A 12,964-nucleotide genomic window follows, 5' to 3' on the forward strand; every position below is an offset into this window, starting at 1 on the left:
CAATGACTGCCATTTCCACAACACAGTCAGGTGCCCCCGTAACGTCGGACGCGCACTCCAAGTCCGTCGGCGCCGACGGTGCCATCATCCTCACCGACCACTACCTGGTTGAAAAACTCGCGCAGTTCAACCGCGAGCGCGTTCCGGAGCGCGTCGTCCACGCAAAGGGTGGCGGCGCATTCGGTACCTTCAAGACCACCTCGGACGTCTCCAAGTACACCAAGGCCGCTTTCCTGCAGCCGGGTGCCGAGACGGACATGCTGATCCGCTTCTCCTCCGTGGCCGGCGAGAACGGTTCCCCCGATACCTGGCGCGATCCCCGTGGTTTCGCAGTCAAGTTCTACACCACCGAGGGCAACTACGACCTCGTGGGCAACAACACCCCGGTCTTCTTCATCCGCGACGGCATCAAGTTCCCGGACTTCATCCACTCCCAGAAGCGCCTTCCGGGCACCCACCTGCGCGACGCCGACATGCAGTGGGACTTCTGGACCCTGTCCCCCGAGTCCGCACACCAGGTCACCTGGCTCATGGGCGACCGCGGCCTGCCGGCTTCCTGGCGTGAAATGCAGGGCTACGGCTCGCACACTTACCAGTGGATCAACGCCGAAGGCGAGCGATTCTGGGTGAAGTACCACTTCAAGTCCAACCAGGGCGTCAACTCCATCACCGGCGAGCAGGCTGAGGCCCTGGCCGGTTCGGATGCCGACTACTACATCCGCGACCTCCACGAGAACATCGAGGCCGGCAACTTCCCGTCGTGGGAACTGCACGTCCAGGTCATGCCTTACGAGGATGCCAAGACCTACCGCTTCAACCCGTTCGACCTCACCAAGGTGTGGCCGCACGCTGACTACCCGCTGATCCACGTGGGCACCATGGAGCTGAACAAGAACCCGGAGAACTACTTCGCGCAGATCGAGCAGGCCACCTTCGCGCCGTCGAACTTCGTACCGGGTATCGCTGCTTCGCCGGACAAGATGCTGCAGGCCCGTATCTTCTCCTACGCAGACGCACACCGCTACCGCGTAGGCACCAACCACGCCCAGATCCCCGTGAACCAGCCCAAGAGCCCGGTCCACAACTACAGCCAGGATGGCCAGGGACGTTACCTGTTCAACTCCCCGTCCACTCCGGTCTACGCACCGAACACCGTTGGCGGTCCGGCTGCCGTTGAGCCGGCTTCCCCGGCCGGTGGCTGGGAGAACGACGGCGAGCTCACGCTCTCCGCACACTCCCTGCACGCTGAGGACGACGACTTCGGCCAGGCCGGTGCCCTGTACCGCGAGGTCTACGACGAGGCCGCCAAGGCCCGCTTCCTCGACACCATCACCGGTGCCGTCGGCGGCGTGAAGAGCGCCGACATCAAGGAACGCGCCATCCAGTACTGGACCAACGTTGACGCCGAACTCGGCGCCAAGCTGCGCGCCAACCTCGGCGCCGGCGAAGGCTCCTCCGACGCAGAAGCAGCCAACAAGCTCTAAGCGTCAGCCTTGATGGGAACACCCCGCTGCGGATCGTCTCCGCGGCGGGGTGTTTTCTTTCCACATAGGCTTTTCCGGCTATGGCTTCCCTTGGTGCGGCGTCCCTAGGATCCTTGCATGAGCACATTCGAAGGGATTCCCACGGCCGCGTTCCGTTTCTACGAGGAACTGGAAGAAAACAACAACCGTGAGTGGTGGCTGGAGCATAAAAAGACGTACGACGCCGAGGTACGGGAACCGCTGACAGCCCTCCTTGCGGAGCTGGAACCGGAGTTCGGGCCGGCCAAGATTTTCCGGCCCAACAGGGATGTGCGGTTCTCCCAGGACAAGTCGCCATACAAGACGGCCCAAGGCGCCTTCGCCACGAGCAAGGAAGGCGTAGGTTTCTACGTACAGATCAGCGCCGACGGACTGCTCATCGGGGGCGGCTACCATTCCCACACTCCTGCCCAGCTGGCCAGGTTCCGTGCGGCTGTCGACGCCCCCGCAAGCGGTGAAGAGTTGCAGCAGATCGTGGACGCCGTGGCTGCTTCAGGGTTCGCTATTGAAGGTGAAAAGCTCAAGACCGTCCCGCGCGGCTTCGATAAGGACCATCCACGTGCCGAGCTCCTGAAGCACAAGTCCTTGTCTGCCGGCGTCGAAGTGGGTGAGCCGGACTGGCTGTCCACACCTGCAGCCCGCGAGGAGATCGCCGCGCGCTGGGAGACTTTGCGGCCCTTGGTGGAGTGGGTCAGCGAACACGCTGCCCCCTAGCGTCACAGCTCCATTGCCGGGCAGACGCAAAGCGCCCGGAAACCTGTGGTTCCCGGGCGCTTTTGCTTGCCTTGATCGAACTTAGACCTTGGTGAAGGTGTCCTCGTCCGCGTCACCCTTCGGCTCGCCGCCAGGGGTGTTCACTGCAGCCCTGGCTTCGGCGAACTTCTCATTCAGCCGGGAGTGGCGCTGGCCGTAGGCGAAGTAAATGGCCATGCCCACTACCAGCCAGATGCCGAAGAAGATCCACGTCTGGACAGCCAGGTTGGTCATCAAGTAGAGGCAGAGGATCGCCGAAACCCACGGCAGGACCTTGCCGAACGGGACTCGGAAGGCAGGCTTCAGGTCCGGGCGCTTCTTGCGCAGCACCAGGATGCCCAAGCTCACCATGACGAACGCGGACAACGTGCCGATGTTGATCATTTCTTCGAGCAGGTCCACGGCCGTCAAGCCTGCCACGAGGGCCACTGCCGCGCCGCAAATGATCTGCAGGCGGGCCGGAGTGGCACGCTTCTCGCTGGTCTTGGACAAGGCGCGGGGCAGCAGTCCGTCGCGGCTCATGGCCAGCACCACGCGGGCAAGGCCCATGAGGAGCACCATGATCACGGTTGTGAGGCCCACCAAGGACCCGAAGGCGATGACCTTGGCGGCATCGTTGTTGCCCACCGCTTCGAAAGCCGTGGTCAGCGTCGGGGCCTTTTCGGCCGCCAGCGTGGTGTAGGAAACCATGCCGGTCAGGGCCAGCGAGACCAGGATGTAAAGGATGGTCACCAGGGCCAGGCCACCGAAGATGCCACGGGGCAGGGTCTTCTGCGGGTTCTTGACCTCTTCGGCGGACGTGGCCACAACGTCAAAGCCAATGAAGGCGAAGAACACCAGGGCAGCACCTGCGAAGATGCCAAGCGTGCCGTACTGCGCAGGGACAGCGCCGGTCAGGAAGCCAAAGAAGGACTGCTTCATGACGTCTTCCACCCCACTGCCGGCGGTCGGCTGGGACGCGGGAACGAACGGGGTGTAGTTGGAGAACTTCACGTAGGTGAAGCCAACCACGATCACGAACAGCACTACGCCGATCTTGATCAGCGTGAAGATGTTGCCGACTCGGGCGGACAACTTTGTCCCCAGCACCAGCAGCACCGTAAAGATAGCGACAATGAGGAACGCACCCCAGTAGAGGTCAACACCCCCGATGCTGAGGGCCGGCGGCAGATCCACACCCATAAGCCCGAAGACCTTGCTCAAGTAGATGCCCCAGTACTTGGCGATCACGGCCGCAGCAGTAAAGAGTTCGAGGATGAGGTTCCAACCAATGATCCACGCCAGCACCTCGCCCATGGTGGCGTAGGTAAAGACGTAAGCGGAGCCCGCCACTGGAATGGCCGTCGCGAATTCGGCGTAGCACATGATGGCAAGCGCACAGGTGACGGCGGCGACCACGAAGGAGATGGTGACGGCAGGGCCGGCGAAGTTCGCGGCAGCCTTTGCACCAACGGAGAAGATGCCGGCGCCGACGGCAACGGCGACGCCCATGATCATCAGGTCCCAGGTGCTCAGGCTTCGTTTGAGCTTGCGACCGGGCTCATCGGCGTCGGCGATCGACTGCTCGATTGATTTGGTCCTGAAAATGTTCATAAATGTGCCACATTCTGGATGGGGGTGGTATGGGACCTATCAAGGATAGTGTCCGACCAATGGACGGCCATATTTGTCCCAAATAATGAGACGATCCCGGGGTCAGCGATACTGCTGTGGCGGATGTGATTCGCTCCGTTGCCTGCATCACATCCAGCGGAAAGGCCCCGTTCCGGTGTGAAACCACCGTTACGGGGCCTTCTGCCCGAATAATGGAATCGATCAACGGTTCCCGGCGCTGTCAGACACCCGGAACCGGCCAGTCCATGAGGGTGGAGCGGATCAGGAATCTTTTGCCTTCCGGCGCCTCGACCGAAAACCCGCTGCCCCGCCCCTGCACAACGTCCACTGTCAGATGGGTGTGGGACCAATACTCGAACTGTTCCCTGGACATCCAGAACTCGAGTGGCCTGGATTCTCCGTCCTGCGGGCCGATGTCGAAGCGGCCCAGGAGCACGTCCGAGTCTCCGGTGAGGAAGTCACCGGCCGGGTAGCACATGGGTGCCGACCCGTCACAGCAACCACCGGACTGGTGGAACATCAGGGGGCCGTGCTGTTCCCACAGCTTGCGCAGCAGCTCGAGGGAGGCCCGGGTGAGTGCCACCCGGGAGAAGTCCTCTCCCGGAACGGTGACAGATGCTTCCAGCAGGTCCGGGGCTGCGTGCGGATTCATCAGAACTTCAGGACCACTCGGCCGTCGATCTTGGCGTGCTTCATCTCGTCGAAGACAGCGTTGACCTCTGAGAGTTCGCGGGTGGAGACCGTTGGCTTGATCTTTCCCTGCGCATAGAACTCGAGGGCTTCCTGCAGGTCCTGGCGTGTGCCCACGATGGAGCCCCTGACGGTCAGTCCCTTCAGCACGATGTCGAAAATGGGAGCCGGGAAGTCTCCCGGAGGCAATCCATTGAAGACGATCGTTCCACCGCGCCTGGCCATGCCGATCGCCTGTCCGAAGGCCGAGGGGTGAACGGCAGTGACCAGGACACCATGGGAGCCGCCTGTTTCCCGCTGGATAACCTCGGCCGGGTCCTCGTGGAGGGCGTTGACCGTCAGTTCGGCGCCATGCTGCCGGGCAAGGACAAGTTTGTCGTCCGCGATGTCCACTGCAGCCACCCGGAGCCCCATGGCGACGGCATACTGCACCGCAATATGTCCCAGCCCGCCAATACCGGAAATGGTGACCCACTGGCCAGGCTTGGCTTCGGTCATCTTGAGGCCCTTGTAGACAGTGACTCCCGCACAGAGCACCGGGGCGACCTCCACCGGGTCCGAGCCCTCGGGAATCCGGGCAGCGAAGCGGGTGTCCACCAGCATGTACTCCCCAAACGACCCATCAATGCTGTAACCGCCATTCTTCTGGGCCTCGCATAGTGTCTCCCAACCAGTGCGGCAGTATTGGCAGTCTCCGCAGGCGGACCAGAGCCAGGCATTGCCAACGAGGTCTCCCACAGCAACGTCGGTTACGCCTTCGCCCAGTTCCACCACTTCGCCCACTCCCTCATGTCCGGGGACGAACGGGGGTGTTGGCTTCACCGGCCAGTCGCCTTCAGCGGCGTGCAGGTCGGTATGACAAACCCCCGACGTAAGGAGCCTGACCAACGCCTGGCCGGGACCCGGCGTCGGACGTTCAACCTCCATCACCTTCAGGTCGGTTCCAAATTCGGTTACTACTGCTGCTTGCATGGTCGTCGACATTGACGATCTCCCTTTTTGAAATGGACAACAGGATGGTTTGTGCACGGCAGCCGGCCGCGGCATCCCGCGGAGGGCGACTGCCGTGCACGGTTCTTTAGAAGAAGCCGAGTTTGTTCTCGTTGTAGCTAACCAGCAGGTTCTTGGTCTGCTGGTAGTGGTCCAGCATCATGGCGTGGTTCTCACGGCCGATGCCCGATGACTTGTAGCCGCCGAAGGCAGCGCCTGCCGGGTAGGCGTGGTAGTTGTTCACCCAAACACGGCCGGCCTGGATTTCGCGGCCGGCCCGGTAAGCGACGTTGCCGTTGCGGGACCAGACGCCGGCGCCGAGGCCGTAGAGGGTGTCGTTCGCGATGCCAATGGCGTCGTTGTAGTCGCTGAACTTGGTGACGGACACTACCGGGCCGAAGATTTCCTCTTGGAAGATGCGCATCCGGTTGTGGCCCTCGAAAATGGTCGGCTGCACGTAGTACCCGCCGGCCAGGTCCCCGGAGAGCTCAGCACGGCCTCCGCCGGTGAGGAGCTTGGCGCCCTCCTGCTTTCCGATGTCGATGTAGGACAGGATCTTCTCCAGCTGGTCATTGGAAGCCTGGGCGCCGATCTGGGTTTCGGTATCCAGCGGGTTGCCCTGGATGATCTTGTTGGTGCGGGCCACCACATCGGCCATGAAGGAGTCGTAGATACCTTCCTGGACGAGGGCCCGGGACGGGCACGTGCAGACCTCACCTTGGTTGAACGCAAACAGCGTGAAACCTTCCTGGGCTTTGTCATAGAACGCATCGTTCTGTGCGGCGACGTCGTCGAAGAAGATGTTGGGGCTCTTGCCGCCAAGCTCCAGCGTGACCGGGATGAGGTTGTTGGAGGCGTACTGGCTGATCAGGCGGCCGGTGGTGGTCTCGCCGGTGAAGGCAATCTTTCGGATGCGGGGGCTGGAGGCCAGGGGCTTGCCGGCCTCCACGCCGAAACCGTTGACCACGTTGACCACGCCGGCCGGAAGGAGGTCCCCGATGAGTTCCATGAGGACCAGGATCGAGGTGGGCGTCTGCTCCGCCGGCTTCAGGACGACGGCGTTTCCGGCAGCCAGCGCGGGAGCGAGCTTCCACACGGCCATGAGGATCGGGAAGTTCCACGGGATGATCTGCCCCACGACGCCGAGCGGTTCATGGAAGTGGTAGGCCGTGGTGTCATCGTCGAGCTGGGAAAGGTGGCCTTCCTGGGCGCGGATCGCCGAGGCGAAGTAGCGGAAGTGATCCGCAGCGAGCGGGATGTCGGCGTTGAGGGTTTCGCGGATCGGCTTGCCGTTGTCCCACGTTTCGACGACTGCGAGCAATTCAACGTTCTCGTCGATGCGGTCGGCGATCTTGTTCAGGATGGCCGCGCGTTCAGCTGCCGAGGTCTTGCCCCACGACGGCGCCGCCTTGTGTGCCGAGTCCAGTGCCAGCTCGATGTCCTCGGCCGTGCCGCGGGCAACCTCACAGAAAGCCTTGCCCGTGACGGGGGTGATGTTCTCGAAGTAGCCGCCCTTGACCGGGGCAACCCATTCCCCGCCGATCCAGTTCTCGTACCGGTCCTTGAAGGTGACCTTCGAACCCTCGGCACCCGGCTGTGCATAAACGGTCATTGCTAGCTCCTTTGCTGCGAATCACTGTGGCTGTCGCCATTGATCCGAGCCTAGGAGCGGGAAGGTTGCAGCTACGTTGCAACCATGTGAGTCACGTCACTCAAACGGCCAGTTCGTCTTCCAGCCTTTCCAGATCCGCGACGACGGCGGCCCGCTTGGGCGAGCGCGGCGGAAGCAGCTTCAGGATCGCAAGGCGGAGTTCGACGTCGAACCTTGCCTCCGGCAGCTCAGCGTACTTGAGGAGCGTGTCGGCGCTGCCGTCGCTCAACAGGGCCTCGCGCAACAGATGCGAAACCCGCTCGCGCAACTGAACGACGCCGGGCGCCTCCGAACGCGGCAGGACCGCGCCCTTGTAGATCTCCAGGGCGATGCGGTGCGCTCCGCGCTGCAGGCAAGTGAGCACTTGGCCCGCATCGGGAAGGAGCTCCACGGGCAGACGGTACGGCCGGGATTCCGGGACTGCCTCGGGACTGAGTTCCTGAATGACTTTGCGGAGCCTGACCATCTCGGCCCTGAGGGTTACTGCCGAGCCTTCGCCTGGATACAGCTGGGCGCACAGGTCATCGGCGCTGAGCCCGGACGGATGGCTTCCCAGGATCGCCAGGATTTCGCTGTGGCGTGCGGACAACGTGACGGTCCTGCCGTCGATACTTAGCAAGGCCTGGTCGCGGCCCAACAACTGGAGGCTGTTGCGGTAGAGGGAGTTCTTGTTTGGCGTCTCCCCTGAACTGCTGCCTGCGGCGGACGGTGAGCTCCGGCGTCGTGGTTTTGCTTTTGCTGCCGCCGCAAGTTGCAGGCGTTCAATACGCAACTGCGCCTGGGCCGCTGCGACCGTGGCCTCCACGAGCGAAACCGTATGCGGCGCCACAGCTGTCTCCGTGCCGGTGATGTCCACAACGCCCAGGAGGGCGCCGGAATCGGGATCATGGAACGGGACCGCCGTGCAGCTCCACGGGTGGACCGAGCGCTTGAAATGCTCGGCGCCGGAAATCTGGATGCTGCGGTCCAAGGCCAGAGCGGTACCGGGAGCGCTGGTCCCGACGGATGCCTCCGACCAATCCGCGCCCGCGACGAACATCATGCTTTCCGCACGGCGCTGCATGACGGGGTCACCGTCAACCCACAGCAAACGGCCGACGTCGTCCCCCACCGCGACCAGCAGGCCGCTGTCGTGGCTGGGCTGGACCAGGAGCTTGCGGATCACGGGCATGATCGTGGCGAGCGGGTGCTGGCGGCGGTAATCCTCAAGCTCGTCGCGGTCCATCGCCAGCGGCGCCTCGGCAACATCCGGGTTGGCCAGGAGCTGCGCAGACCGTTGCCAGGATTCGCGCACCAGGCTCCGGAGACCCAAAAGCTCTTCGCCATGGCGGGCGTGCAGGTTGTCCAGGTGTTCATGCCCCGCCAAGGCACGCCGCTGGATGAGCTTCGCGGCATCACTGCCGGAAAGCGAGGGGTGGATCGGGCTCTTCATCGAACTCCCTGGCTGCGGTCACGGGGCAACGCTGTCGGCGGGCGGTACGGGCCAGTCTAGTTCGGCGTCGGCGCTTTGTGTACAGCCCGGGCTGCCTCCTCCGCAGACCCTAGCCTCGGGAGATGCGGATCATTTCCTCGCGCGGGACCACCTTGATGCGTTCGCGGGAAACTGCCTCGCCGTTCCCCTCCGAGCTCCACGACTCGCCGAGGGCAAGCTCATGCGCGTCCAGGCGGTTCCAGCCCTCCCAAGTGGTGTATTCGATGCCGCGTTCTTCCAGCAGGTCGATGATGGCCTGCGGATCCGGGTTTTCCGCCGGAGGCAGGGCCAGCCGGTCCTCCAGCAGGCAGCCGATGGTTTCCAGCGCGTCACCCTTGGTGTGTCCGATCAGGCCGACGGGCCCGCGCTTGATCCAGCCCGTGGCATAGATTCCCGGCACGGGTTCGCCGTCGGCATCCAGGACGCGGCCGCCGTCGTTCGGAATGACACCGCGGCGGGCGTCGTACGGAAGCTCCTCAAGGGGCGAGCCGTGGTAGCCGATGGCCCGGTACACAGCCTGGACCTGGTACTCGATGAACTCACCGGTGCCCTTGGCGTTGCCGGTGCCGTCGAGTTCCATGCGCTCGAATTTGATCGCCGCTACCTTGCCGGGCCTTTCCGGAGAGTCGAGGATTTCCACGGGGCTGTGGAGGAAATGGAGGTGCAAGCGCCGGGAGGACGGCTGCTCGGACTCCGCGTGTTCCTCCACCAGCCAGTTGGTCAGGGTATTGACCATGGTCTTGATCTGGTTATTCGTGCGGATGGCCTCATCGGAGGCGTCGTCGAACTCGAAGTCTTCCGGATAAAGGACAATATCGACGTCCTTGCAGTGTGAGAGCTCGCGCAGCTCCAGCGGGGTGAACTTCACCTGGGCCGGGCCCCGGCGGCCAAACACGTGAACATCGGTGACCGGCGACTTCTTCAAGCCCTGATACACATTGTCCGGAATCTCGGTGACCAGAAGTTCCTCGGGGTGCTTGGCCAGCATGCGGGCCACATCCAGGGCCACGTTGCCGTTGCCGATGACTGCGATTTCCTTGGCTTCCAACGGCCAGTCCCTGGGCACATCCGGGTGGCCGTCGTACCAGGAGACGAAATCCGCCCCGCCGAAGGAGCCGTCCAGGTCAATGCCGGGAATGTTCAGGTCCGCATCCTTGATGGCTCCCGTGGAGAAGATGACGGCGTCATAGAAGGCGCGGAAGTCATGGAGGGTCAAATCCCGGCCATAGGTCACGTTGCCCAGGAAGCGGATGTCGCCACGGTCCAGCACCTTGTGGAGGGCGTTGACGATCCCCTTGATGCGCGGATGGTCCGGCGCGACGCCATAACGGATCAAGCCGTAGGGTGCAGGATATGCCTCGAAAAGGTCGATGCTGACCTCTACGTGCCCATCCTTCACCTCGTTCGACTTGGTCAAGATGTCGGCGGCATACACGCCGGCCGGACCTGCACCAACAATGGCAACGCGAAGCGGACGATTGGTTGCGGCTGAGTCAGACACCGTGGGCCCTTCCGAAGCAGTAAGCCACGCCCTTGGTGGGGCGCGCAGATTTCCAATTCTAGGTTGCGGCCCAGCAGCACGTGGCCCATATGGCACGACTCACACAATTTCCTAACCTCCGAGGGAATATTGCGGAATATTGCGTCCACTCGGGGTGTTGGCGCCTTTGTGTCGACACCCGAGCAAACCACCGCAGCCTCATCTGTTTCGAACCAGCCCACGACGGCGTCAGCCACGGGCGGCGGTGAAGGGGCGGTCGGTTCGCCTGCCCGGCCGGGGAAACCAGTGCGCAGTGAGACCACCACCGGCGTCCTTTTCGGCATCGGAGCCTACGGCCTGTGGGGCTTGCTGCCCTTGTACTTCTTTGTGCTGCAGCCGGCCGGAGCCGTCGAGATCGTGGCCAACCGGATTGTCTGGTCGCTGATTTTCTGCGCCCTGCTCATCACCATCACCCGCTCATGGGGCATGCTTGCGCGCGCAGTCAAGGACCGTTCCGTCATGGGTCCGCTGGCGCTTGCCGCAGGCCTCATCGCCGTCAACTGGCTGACCTACACGTTCGGTGTCACCACCGGGCATGCCGTGGAGACGTCCCTGGGCTACTTCATCAACCCCCTGGTTTCAGTGCTCCTGGGCGTCTTTGTCCTGAAGGAAAAGCTCCGACCGCTGCAGTGGGCCGCAGTGGGTATCGGCTTCTTCGCGGTGGGTGTCCTGACGTTCTCCTACGGGCAGCTGCCTTGGATCGCACTGCTCCTGGCCTTCAGCTTCGGCCTGTACGGCTTCGTTAAGAAAAGGGTTGGTCCCAAGGTGGACGCGCTGACCAGCCTTTCTGTCGAGACCATAGTGCTTGCACCTTTTGCTGCCATCACCATGGTGGTCCTCGGTGTGTCAGGGGTTGCCACCCTCACCACTCACGGGGCCGGACACTTCTGGCTGATCGTCGCCTCCGGCGTGATCACGGCCGTGCCGCTGCTTTTCTTTGGTGCATCCGCACGGCGCCTGCCCATGACCACCATTGGCCTGCTCCAGTATTTCGCCCCGGTTCTCCAGTTCATCGTGGCATTGACTGTCTTTAACGAAACCATGACCACGGCCCGCTGGATCGGCTTCTGCGTGGTCTGGCTTGCCTTGGTGCTCCTGACCATCGACATGCTCCGGACCGCGAGGAAGAACTCGGTGCTCCGGAAGCAGGCGAGGCTCGCCGCCGTCGTCGAGGCCTGATTCCCGACGCCGACTATGTTGCCACCGCGCGAAGTCGCGGGAACGCTGCCAAAACCCCCGGAACCTTCCCTGCGAATTGGCAGCATTCCCGCGAACCCGCACCGACGTGGCCAAACGAAAGAGGCGGGCCGGGGAAATTCCCCGGCCCGCCTCTTCTGTTAAGACGTTACGCGTTCGCCTTGATGGCCTTCGCCAGGACCTCCAGGCCGTCGAGCAGCAGTTCGTCGCTGATGACCAGCGGCGGGAGCAGGCGGATCACGTTGCCGTAGGTGCCACAGGTGAGGATGATGACACCTTCCTGGAGGCAAGCGGCTGCAACGGCCTTGGTGAGCTCGGCGTTGGGTTCCTTGGAACCGGCCTGGACCAGTTCGATGGCGAGCATGGCGCCACGGCCACGGACGTCGCCAACCACGGAAACTTCTTCGGCCAGTTCGCGGAGTTTGCCCAGGGCGAGCTCTTCGATGTGGCGGGCACGGCCGTTGAGGTCGTGCTGTTCCATGGTGTCGATCGCTGCCAGTGCTGCGGCGCAAGCAACCGGGTTGCCGCCGTAGGTGCCGCCGAGGCCGCCGGGGTGAACGGCGTCGAGCAGGTCGGCGCGGCCGGTGATCGCGGACAGCGGCATGCCGCCGGCGATGCCCTTGGCCATGGTGATGATGTCCGGGACAACACCTTCGTGATCGACGGCGAACCACTCACCGGTGCGGCAGAAGCCAGACTGGACCTCGTCGGCGATGAAGACAATGCCCTTTTCCTTGGCCCAGGCGGACAGCGCCGGGAGGAAGCCTTCGGCCGGAACAATGAAGCCACCTTCACCCTGGATGGGTTCGATGATGATCGCGGCAACCTGGTCGCCACCGATTTGCTTCTCGATCGCGGTGATGGCGCGCTTGGCAGCCTCGGCGCCGGTGATCTCCGGGTTCTCTTCACGGAACGGGTAGCTCATGGGCATGCGGTAGACCTCGGGCGCGAACGGGCCGAAGTTGGTCTTGTACGGCATGGCCTTGGCGGTCAGTGCCATGGTCAGGTTGGTGCGGCCGTGGTAGGCGTGGTCGAAAGCTACGACGGCGTCGCGGCCGGTGGCCAGGCGGGCAACCTTGATGGCATTCTCAACGGCTTCGGCGCCGGAGTTGAACAGCACGGTGCGCTTGGCGTGGTCGCCCGGGGTGAGGCGGTTGAGCTGCTCGGCAACTGCGACGTAGCCCTCGTACGGGGTCACCATGAAGCAGGTGTGCGTGAAGTGCGCGGCAGCTTCCTGGACAGCGGCGACGACGGCGGGATCGGACGCGCCGACGCTGGTCACGGCGATGCCCGAGCCGAGGTCGATGAAGGAGTTGCCGTCGACGTCGCGGATGATGCCGCCGTCGGCGTCTTCAACGTAAACGGGCACGCCCGAGGCGACACCGGCAGCAACGACGGCGGAGCGGCGCTCGGCCAGTGCCTGCGACTTGGGGCCGGGGAAGGTGCCGTTGATGTTGCGCTTCTGCTCAATGCGGTACGAGAGTTCGTTCGCGGTGGTGGTCATGAGGGGTTTGCCTTTCTAAAAACGGGGAAAT

General features: G+C 63.4%; 10 protein-coding genes. 3 read left to right on the plus strand and 7 right to left on the minus strand.

Translation table 11 applies throughout. The features are described 5' to 3' along the window. Window positions 1-2: 2 nt before the first annotated feature. Window positions 3-1,484: a catalase gene (locus tag ACIPY2_RS13860; RefSeq protein WP_400266966.1), complete on the plus strand. Its 1,482-nt coding sequence runs from the start codon at window positions 3-5 to the stop codon at window positions 1,482-1,484. 117 nt (window positions 1,485-1,601) lie between these two features. Next, window positions 1,602-2,237, plus strand: a complete 636-nt coding sequence (locus ACIPY2_RS13865) for a DUF2461 domain-containing protein (protein WP_400266967.1) — start codon at window positions 1,602-1,604, stop codon at window positions 2,235-2,237. A gap of 81 nt (window positions 2,238-2,318) precedes the next feature. Here ACIPY2_RS13865 and ACIPY2_RS13870 read toward each other — a convergent pair whose 3' ends face one another. The 6 genes from ACIPY2_RS13870 to ACIPY2_RS13895 all read right to left on the minus strand — a co-directional run bounded on the left by ACIPY2_RS13870 (window position 2,319) and on the right by ACIPY2_RS13895 (window position 10,193). Further along, the gene (locus tag ACIPY2_RS13870) at window positions 2,319-3,869 is read right to left on the minus strand and encodes an amino acid permease (RefSeq protein ID WP_400266968.1); all 1,551 of its coding nucleotides are present in this window, start codon (window positions 3,867-3,869) and stop codon (window positions 2,319-2,321) included. Between the two features lie 241 nt (window positions 3,870-4,110). After that, window positions 4,111-4,542, minus strand: coding sequence for a DUF779 domain-containing protein (locus tag ACIPY2_RS13875; protein ID WP_400266969.1), 432 nt, complete (start codon window positions 4,540-4,542; stop codon window positions 4,111-4,113). Beyond that, the gene (gene adhP, locus ACIPY2_RS13880; RefSeq protein WP_400266970.1) at window positions 4,542-5,564 is read right to left on the minus strand and encodes an alcohol dehydrogenase AdhP; all 1,023 of its coding nucleotides are present in this window, start codon (window positions 5,562-5,564) and stop codon (window positions 4,542-4,544) included. The genes ACIPY2_RS13875 and adhP overlap by 1 nt, the downstream gene beginning before the upstream one ends. A gap of 94 nt (window positions 5,565-5,658) precedes the next feature. Beyond that, window positions 5,659-7,182 (minus strand): aldehyde dehydrogenase family protein, encoded by a 1,524-nt coding sequence (locus ACIPY2_RS13885; RefSeq protein ID WP_400266971.1) that lies wholly within the window; start codon window positions 7,180-7,182, stop codon window positions 5,659-5,661. Between the two features lie 100 nt (window positions 7,183-7,282). After that, window positions 7,283-8,653: a GAF domain-containing protein gene (locus ACIPY2_RS13890; protein WP_400266972.1), complete on the minus strand. Its 1,371-nt coding sequence runs from the start codon at window positions 8,651-8,653 to the stop codon at window positions 7,283-7,285. 109 nt (window positions 8,654-8,762) lie between these two features. After that, window positions 8,763-10,193 (minus strand): FAD-dependent oxidoreductase, encoded by a 1,431-nt coding sequence (locus tag ACIPY2_RS13895; protein WP_400266973.1) that lies wholly within the window; start codon window positions 10,191-10,193, stop codon window positions 8,763-8,765. Between the two features lie 129 nt (window positions 10,194-10,322). Between ACIPY2_RS13895 and rarD the strand changes: the two genes are divergently transcribed. After that, a complete protein-coding gene (gene rarD / locus ACIPY2_RS13900) occupies window positions 10,323-11,411 on the plus strand; it encodes an EamA family transporter RarD (protein WP_400266974.1) in 1,089 nt (362 codons plus the stop codon). A 166-nt stretch (window positions 11,412-11,577) separates the two neighbouring features. On the opposite strand, the gene gabT is transcribed toward rarD, so the two are convergent. Then, entirely contained in the window at window positions 11,578-12,933 is a 1,356-nt protein-coding gene (gene gabT, locus ACIPY2_RS13905) for a 4-aminobutyrate--2-oxoglutarate transaminase (protein WP_400266975.1), read from the minus strand. Window positions 12,934-12,964 lie beyond the last annotated feature (31 nt).

Origin of the sequence: Paenarthrobacter sp. NPDC089675, assembly GCF_044749185.1 — a bacterium.
In the GTDB taxonomy this organism is placed as follows: domain Bacteria; phylum Actinomycetota; class Actinomycetes; order Actinomycetales; family Micrococcaceae; genus Arthrobacter.

Excerpts from the sequence above, each read along its gene's own strand:
- adhP (WP_400266970.1), bottom strand. The coding sequence starts at position 5,564 with ATGTCGACGACCATGCAAGCAGCAGTAGTAACCGAATTTGGAACCGAC.
- gabT (WP_400266975.1), bottom strand. The coding sequence starts at position 12,933 with ATGACCACCACCGCGAACGAACTCTCGTACCGCATTGAGCAGAAGCGC.
- ACIPY2_RS13865 (WP_400266967.1), top strand. The coding sequence starts at position 1,602 with ATGAGCACATTCGAAGGGATTCCCACGGCCGCGTTCCGTTTCTACGAG.
- ACIPY2_RS13885 (WP_400266971.1), bottom strand. The coding sequence starts at position 7,182 with ATGACCGTTTATGCACAGCCGGGTGCCGAGGGTTCGAAGGTCACCTTC.
- ACIPY2_RS13890 (WP_400266972.1), bottom strand. The coding sequence starts at position 8,653 with ATGAAGAGCCCGATCCACCCCTCGCTTTCCGGCAGTGATGCCGCGAAG.
- ACIPY2_RS13875 (WP_400266969.1), bottom strand. The coding sequence starts at position 4,542 with ATGAATCCGCACGCAGCCCCGGACCTGCTGGAAGCATCTGTCACCGTT.
- ACIPY2_RS13870 (WP_400266968.1), bottom strand. The coding sequence starts at position 3,869 with ATGAACATTTTCAGGACCAAATCAATCGAGCAGTCGATCGCCGACGCC.
- ACIPY2_RS13860 (WP_400266966.1), top strand. The coding sequence starts at position 3 with ATGACTGCCATTTCCACAACACAGTCAGGTGCCCCCGTAACGTCGGAC.